General features: G+C 71.9%; 7 protein-coding genes. 5 read left to right on the plus strand and 2 right to left on the minus strand.

Going from position 1 to position 7,485, the window contains the following annotated elements; all coding sequences use genetic code 11:
* The 4 genes from glgB to JHD21_RS18700 form a co-directional block, all read left to right on the plus strand.
* On the plus strand, positions 1–997 hold a 997-nt coding region (glgB, locus tag JHD21_RS18685; RefSeq protein WP_292678275.1), incomplete at its 5' end, for a 1,4-alpha-glucan branching enzyme.
* A 67-nt stretch (positions 998–1,064) separates the two neighbouring features.
* Positions 1,065–1,826: an NUDIX domain-containing protein gene (locus JHD21_RS18690; RefSeq protein WP_292678276.1), complete on the plus strand. Its 762-nt coding sequence runs from the start codon at positions 1,065–1,067 to the stop codon at positions 1,824–1,826.
* A 76-nt stretch (positions 1,827–1,902) separates the two neighbouring features.
* Positions 1,903–3,438, plus strand: coding sequence for an APC family permease (locus tag JHD21_RS18695; RefSeq protein ID WP_292678278.1), 1,536 nt, complete (start codon positions 1,903–1,905; stop codon positions 3,436–3,438).
* 5 nt (positions 3,439–3,443) lie between these two features.
* Complete coding sequence (locus JHD21_RS18700; protein WP_292678280.1) at positions 3,444–3,860, plus strand: universal stress protein; 417 nt, start codon at positions 3,444–3,446, stop codon at positions 3,858–3,860.
* A gap of 15 nt (positions 3,861–3,875) precedes the next feature.
* Here JHD21_RS18700 and JHD21_RS18705 read toward each other — a convergent pair whose 3' ends face one another.
* Complete coding sequence (locus JHD21_RS18705) at positions 3,876–4,808, minus strand: tetratricopeptide repeat protein (protein ID WP_292678282.1); 933 nt, start codon at positions 4,806–4,808, stop codon at positions 3,876–3,878.
* A gap of 121 nt (positions 4,809–4,929) precedes the next feature.
* On the opposite strand from JHD21_RS18705, the gene JHD21_RS18710 reads away from it, so the two are divergent.
* Positions 4,930–6,924 carry an ATP-binding protein gene (locus tag JHD21_RS18710; RefSeq protein ID WP_292678285.1) on the plus strand — a complete coding sequence of 665 codons (1,995 nt, stop codon included), beginning with the start codon at positions 4,930–4,932 and terminating at the stop codon, positions 6,922–6,924.
* Here the strand turns inward: JHD21_RS18710 and JHD21_RS18715 are convergent.
* Positions 6,925–7,485, minus strand: a 561-nt coding sequence (locus tag JHD21_RS18715) for an MmcQ/YjbR family DNA-binding protein (protein ID WP_292678287.1), incomplete at its 5' end; no start/stop codon positions are given.

Here is a 7,485-nt window from a genome sequence, read left to right on the forward strand (position 1 = left end):
CCACGCCGACGGGCTGCGCGTCGACGGCGTCGCCTCGATGCTCTACCTCGACTACTCCCGGGAGCCGGGCGAGTGGAGCCCGAACAAGTACGGCGGCCGCGAGAACCTCGAGGCGGTCCAGTTCCTGCAGGAGATGAACGCCACCGTCTACAAGCGGGTGCCCGGAGCCACCACGATCGCCGAGGAGTCGACGTCCTGGCCGCAGGTGACCGGGCCGACGTCGTCCGGTGGTCTGGGGTTCGGGTTCAAGTGGAACATGGGCTGGATGCACGACTCGCTCGCCTACGTGCAGCACGACCCGGTGCACCGGGCCTACCACCACCACGAGCTGACCTTCCCGCTCGTGTACGCATGGTCGGAGAACTACGTGCTCCCGATCAGCCACGACGAGGTCGTGCACGGCAAGGGCTCGCTGCTGCGCAAGATGCCCGGCGACCGCTGGCGGCAGCTGGCCAACCTGCGTGCCTATCTCGCGTACATGTGGGCGCACCCCGGCAAGCAGCTGCTGTTCATGGGCTGCGAGATCGGCCAGGAGTCGGAGTGGGCCGAGTCCCGGGAGCTGGACTGGTGGCTGCTCGACCACCCCGAGCACCGCGGCGTCCACTCGGTCGTCGGCGACCTCAACCGGGTCTACCGGGAGTCGCCGGCCCTGTGGCAGCGCGACGCGGAGCCGGACGGGTTCCAGTGGGTCGACGCCAACGACGCCGGGCGCAACGTCTTCTCCTTCATCCGGCGAGGCGCCCCCGGCACGCCGGACGTGGTGGTCGTGGCCAACTTCTCCGCGGTACCCCACGAGGGCTTCCGCCTCGGTCTGCCGTCCGCCGGTGTGTGGGACGAGGTCGTCAACACCGATGCCGAGGGCTACACCGGCTCCGGGGTGGGCAACCTCGGCTCGGTGACGGCCGTCGACGGCGACCACGTCGGGCAGCCGGCGTACGCCGACATCGTGGTGCCGCCCTTGGCCACGGTCTGGTTCCGCCGAGCCACCGGCGGTTGAGCCGCCCGCCGCCAGGCGAGCGAAACCACGCGACCGGAGGCTGGGACCCAACCACTAGCCTGACGGCGTGAGCGAGCCACCCGTCGTCCGGCTGACGGTGGCCGATGGGGTCGCCCGGATCTCCTGGTCCACCGACCAGACGATCGACGACGTCCACCGTGAGGTCCAGGCCGCCCTCGAGGGCCACGCCCGGGTGGAGGCCTGGATCGACCCGGAGGACACGGAGAGCCAGCGCAGCGCCACGTGGGCCGGTATGCGCCGCGAGGGCGTCATGCGCGGCGTCACCGTGGACGGCGACACCGTCGACCGGATCGTCTACGCCCGGCTGGCCACCGACGCCCCGGCGCACGAGCCCGAGGGCTTCCGGTCGCTGCTCAACTCGTTCCTCCCCCGCAAGCGGGCGATCAGCCAGATGCTCGTGCGCGACACCAAGAACCGGGTCCTGCTCTGCCAGCTGACCTACAAGCGTGACTGGGACCTGCCTGGGGGTGTGGTGGAGGTGGGCGAGTCACCTCAGCTCGCGGTGAGCCGCGAGGTCGAGGAGGAGCTCGGCCTGGTGATCCCCGCGGGGCCGCTGCTGCTCACCGACTGGCTGCCTCCGTGGAGCGGGTGGGACGACGCGCTGTGCCTGGTGTTCGACGGCGGGGTCCACGACCCGACGATCGCCGACACGATCGTGAAACAGGAGCGCGAGATCAAGGACGCGGCCTTCTGCACCCTCGACGAGGTGACCGAGCGCTGCTCGGAGATCACCGCGCACCGGATCACGTCGGCCCTCGCGAACACCCACGGGACCGCGCCGAGCTACACCGAGGGTGGACAGGGCTGACCAGTTCCAGGTCGCCCCTTCCCTCAGGCTGTCGCGTCCGCTAGACAGTCCGGACACGTCCAGGAGGGGGACCCGCATGGCGGAGGCACAGGTCGAGCAGACCCAGCTCAAGGCCGGGGCGATCGGGTTCGTCGACGCGCTGGTGATCGGGCTGGCGTCCACGTCGCCGGCGTACTCCTTGGCCGCCATCATCGGCGCGGTCACCGCCCTCGCCGGCGTCAACGCGCCCGGCATCCTGCTGGCGTCGTTCGTGCCGATGGCGCTGATCGCCACCGCGTTCCTCTACCTCAACCGGGTGGACCCCGACTGCGGCACCACGTTCAGCTGGGTGACCCGCGCCATGGGTCCGTGGTTCGGGTGGATCGGCGGGTGGGCGATCATGATGACCGGGGTGCTCATCGTGGGCTCGCTGGCCGACGTCGGGATCCGGTTCGGGCTCTACGGCTTCGGCGAGCTGCTCGGGAGCGACGGCCTGATCGAGGCCGGCGACAACGCGTGGATCCGGATGCCCGCCGCCATCGCCCTGGTGCTGCTGATGACCTGGGTCTGCGTGCTCGGGACCGACGTCTCCGCCCGGCTCCAGAACCTCCTGATCCTGGTCCAGGTCGTCTCGCTCCTCGTCTTCGCTGCCGTCGCCATCTACCGGGCCGTGGACGGCGACAGCCCGCTCGGGGAGGTCACGCCCGAGGTCGAGTGGCTCAACCCGTTCGGCGCCGGCGGTGCCGCGCTGAGCTCGGGGCTGCTGCTCGGCGTGTTCGCCTACTGGGGGTGGGAGTCGGCGGTCAACCTCAGCGAGGAGACCACCGACGGCGACAAGACGCCCGGTCGCGCGGCGCTGCTGTCGACCTTCATCCTGCTCGTCACCTACGTGTCCGTCGCGATCGCGGTCGTCGCCTTCGCCGGCACCCAGTGGCTCAGCGACAACGCCGGTGAGGAGGAGTTCGTCTTCTACTACCTCGCCACCGAGGTGCTCGGCGGCTGGGACTGGGTCCTGCTGCTGTCCGTCTCGACCGCGGCCATCGCGTCCACTCAGACGACGATCCTGCCGGCTTCCCGCACCGGCCTGTCCATGGCCCGGCGAGGCGCGCTCCCGCCGCGCCTCAGCCACATCCACCGGCGCAACCGGACGCCGGACGTCAGCACCTGGACCGTCGCCGCGATCGCCATCGCCTGGTACGTCGGGATGTACCAGGTCAGCGAGAACGCCCTGTTCGACTCCCTCACGGCCCTGGCCCTGCTCATCGCGTTCTACTACGCCCTGACCGGCATCGCCTGCGCCGTCTACTACCGCAAGCACCTGACCGAGAGCGCCAAGAACCTGCTGCTCATCGGCGTCGGTCCGTTGGTCGGCTCCGGCCTGCTCCTCTGGCTGCTCGTCCTCTCGGCGCGCGACCAGTCGGACCCGGACAACTCCTACAGCGGCCAGGCCTGGCTGGGCGTCGGCCCGCCGCTGGTCATCGGCGTCGGCGTCTTCCTGACCGGCGTGGTGTTCATGCTCGTCTGGCGTGCCCAGGAGAAGCGCTACTGGGACGAGAAGCCCTCGCTCCCCGATCCTGCGGTCGTACGCGGCGACAAACCACCGCGTCCCGACCCCGACGGACTGGAAGGATAGGCACGATGGCAGTGGTGCTGGGCTACGACGAGTCACCGGGGGCCGAGGCGGCACTCGACGCGGCGATCCAGGTCGCACAGCGGTACGGCGAGGAGCTCGTGCTCGTCTACGGCGCCGCTCCGCCGGGCGGCATGGGCGAGGAGTTCAAGTCCCATCTCGACGCATTGCTCGACATGGGTCGCACGGCCACCGCGCACGCGGTGGAGAAGGTCGAGGCGGCCGGGGTCACCGCCAGCGTCCGGCTGGTCGACGCCAAGCCGGCCGAGGCTCTGGTGCAGGTCGGCAACGAGCTCGACGCGACCGTGATCGTGGTCGGCACCAACGGCGAGAGCCCGCTGCGCGGCGCGATCATCGGGTCCACGCCGCACAAGCTGCTGCACCTGACGAACCGGCCGGTCCTCTGCGTGCCGTTCGCGCGCTGAGACCTGCCCGAGGCCTCAGAACAGCGCGGACGCCAGCGACTGACGGCCCTTGAGGACCCGGGGGTCCTCGTTGCCGACGGCCGCGAACAGCCCCACGAGGTGCTCGCGGGCGGCGTTGCGGTCGTCGCCCGCCGTACGCCGGACCAGCTCGACGAGCCGCGCGAAGGAGTCGTCGACCCGGCCGACGAGGAGGTCGAGGTCGGCGACCAGCGTCTGGGCGGCGACGTCGTCGGGGGCGTCGTCGGCCGCGGCCCGGGCGGTCGTCTCGTCGACGCCGTCGGTCCGCTGCAGCACCCGGGCCATCGCCAGGCCGGCGGCGGCCTCGGCATCGGCCGGGTTGGCGGCGATCAGCTTCTCGTACTCGGCGACCGCCCGGTCGAAGTCGTTGGCGGCCAGGGCGTCCTCGGCGGGCGCGTAGCGGGGGTCGGACCCGGGCTCGTCGGCACTGTCCGCGGCAGGCGCGGTCCCGGCTCGGGGCTGGTGCCGGGCAGTCATCCCCTGCGCGGTCAGCTGCTGCATCACCTGGTTGATGGCCCCGCGCAGGTCGTCGAGCTTCATGACGTCCTGGATCAGCGGCGCCGGCCGACCGTCCAGGACGGCGAAGACATAGGGCACCGACGGCAGCTGGACGGCCTGGGCGATCGCCGGCGAGGTGTCGATGTCGACCAGACCGGCCAGGAAGCGGCCCTCGTACTCCTCGGCGACGGTCGCCAGGTCGCGGGCCATCTGCTCGCTCTCCGGGAGCCGGCTGGGCGAGAAGAACACCAGCAGGACCGGGGCGGTCATCGACGCCTCCAGCGTCGACTGGAAGCTCTGCTCGTCGACCTCGAGCCAGTACGACGCCCCGGCGGGGGCCGCCGCACCGGGCCCGCCTGCTGGCGGGGCGGCGGGGCGCTTCAGCGCCGACAGGTCGATGGCTCCCGGTCGGGAGAACGGCTGCTGGGTCATGCCCAAATCCTAGTTTGCGGACCGGTCACGTCGTTCGGCTGGCCATACTGTCGCGGTGGGTGACGTATCTCCTCGGGGGCCTGGCTCAGGCGCGCCCTCTCGCGACCGGATCCTGAGGCGGGTGCTGGTCTGGGGCCCGACCTACTACCTCGCGAGCCAGCTGGGCCTCCTGACCGCCGTCGCCGACCTGCCGCTGACCCTGGTCTCCCCCAGCGCCGGCGTCGCCGTCGTCTGGTTCGCCACCGGCAACCGGCGCACCTGGCCGTGGGACGCCGCCACGCTCGCCCTGGCGAGCCTCGCGGTGTCCTGGCAGCTCGGGGTGATGTGGGGTCTCATGCTGACCTCGCCGCTCATCTCCCTGACCCAGGTCGCCGTGGTCGTGCTGCTGCTGCGCCGCGGGAGCCCCGACCTGGAGCCCTTCGGACGACGCTCGCAGTGGCGTCTCCGGGACCTCGGCGTGCTCATGGTCGCGAGCGCCGCCGGCACCCTGTGCGGTGCGACGCTCTACACGGTGACCCAGGCCCTGGCCGGGCTCGAGACCGGTGACCTGGAGGCCTTCTTCCTGCGCTGGGCGCGCAGCACGGCCGCCATCGCGGCCCTGGGCTCGCTGGGGCTCATGGTCGTCCCGGCGCTGCGGCGCGGTGACCGTGAAGGAGGGCGCCGGGCCCGGCTGCGGGCCGCCCTGTCCGCGTCGCCCACCCGTCGTCTCGAGGCCGTGGCCCTGGTCGCGGCGTCCACCGGCTCGTACCTGCTGTGCTTCTACTTCTTCGAGGAGAAGCCGCTCTCGTTCGCGCTGCTGGTCACCACGGCCTGGGTCGGGGTGAGGTTCGCACCGGTGGCCGCCGCCCTGCACGGCGCCGTGGCCGGCAGTGCCGCGCTCCTGTTCACCCTCAACGGGTACGGCCCGTTCGCCGGCATCGACGACGTCCAGCAGCAGGCCCTCATCGCCCAGCTCTTCGTGCTGCTGCTGGCGGGGACCGGGTTGGCGCTGGCGATCTCCCGCGCCGAGCTGGCCGACTCCGAGCACGTCGCCGAGACCCGGGCGCGCACGCTCGACCAGGTCATCCAGGAGGTCGGGGACGGCATCGCCCTGATCCAGGAGGGTGGCGAGGTCCTCATGCTCAACCAGGCGGCCCGGGAGCTGTTCGGCACCGACTCGCCACTGGTGCACGTCCGCCCCACGGAGGGACTTCAGCTCTTCGACTCCACGGGCGCCCGGTGGGACCCGGAGCGCGCCCCCCACACCCGAGCGCTCGCCGGCGAGCGGGTCACGGGAGACGAGTACGAGCTGCGCGAGGACGGACGGGTGGTGCGCTACCTGCGGATCAGCGCCGACCGCATCCCCGGGGCGCGGCGGGGCGACCCGGCCCGGGTGCTGGTCACCTACCACGACGTCACCCGCGACCGGCTGCGGCACGACGCGCTCGCCACCTTCGCCGGACACGTCGCGCACGACCTGCGCACCCCCCTGTTCGTCGTGCAGTCCTGGGCGGACGTGCTCGCCGACGGCTTCCGCCGGGACCAGCCCGTTCGTCCTCAGGAGGGTCTGAAGATGACCGGCAGGATCCTGGACGCCGCCGAGCGGATGCGCGACTTCATCGCCGCCCTCCTCGAGGACACCGTGACGCGCGACCGCCCTCTCGAGCGGCGGCCGGTCCCGCTGGACGACCTCGCCCGGGACGTCGCCGAGATGCGTTCCCACGCGATGACCACGACCGGCAGCCCGCCCTCGATCTCCGTGACCGGGCGGGCCACGGCGTACGCGGACCCGGTCCTGGCGAGGATCGTCATCGACAACCTGGTCGCCAACGCCGTCAAGTACGTCGCCCCTGACGTGGACCCGGTCGTCGAGGTCGAGCTCGAGGAGACCGCCGGTGTGGCGGAGCTGCGGGTGATCGACAACGGGATCGGCATCCCGCCCGACGAGCGCCAGCGGGTCTTCGAGCCCTTCCGGCGGCTCCAGCGCGGAGGCATCGAGGGCGCGGGACTGGGGCTGGGCATCTGCCAGCGGATCGTCGAGCGGCACGGCGGATCCATCTCGGTCCTGGACACCCCGCACAGCGGGACGTGCGTCAGGGTCAGGCTGCCGCGGAGCGACTCGGGCACGGCGAGCTGATCATCGAACCCAGCGGTAGACCTGACCGTCCCGGACCTCGACGCTGGCGGGAGGTCTGGGCCGGGGCGAGTCCCGCAGGTGCGCGAGGACCCGGGCGCGACCGCGGAGGACGGTCCTGCCGTCGGTGAAGTGCAGGTAGGGGTGCAGCAACGCTCGCACCTCACCCCACTGCTCGCTGTCCATGGCGGCCCAGGCCGCCGCCGCCGGCTCGGGCATCTCGGGGAGCTCGTGCAGCATCGCGGGGGTGCACATCCGCCACGCGTCGGTGACCAGCTCGCGCATCTCCCGGTCGTCGAGGCGGTCCAGCCGCGCGCACACCCACTGGTAGCGCAGGTCGCGCGCCGGCGGCAGGAAGAACGTCTCCGGGTCGGACTCGACGAGCCCGGCGCGCTCGGCCTTGGGGAAGCCGAAGCCCATGGCGAGCTCGTCCTGGGAGAACGCGACGAACACGATCTGGCCGACCTTGAGCTTCCAGCGGCCGCCGATCTGTCGCTCGTAGGCACGAGGCAGCGCCAGCCCGACCCGGCGTACGTCGTCCGCGGTGGTCACCCACCGCACCGT

Source organism: Nocardioides sp. (assembly GCF_016462705.1).
Taxonomy (GTDB): Bacteria; Actinomycetota; Actinomycetes; order Propionibacteriales; family Nocardioidaceae; genus Nocardioides.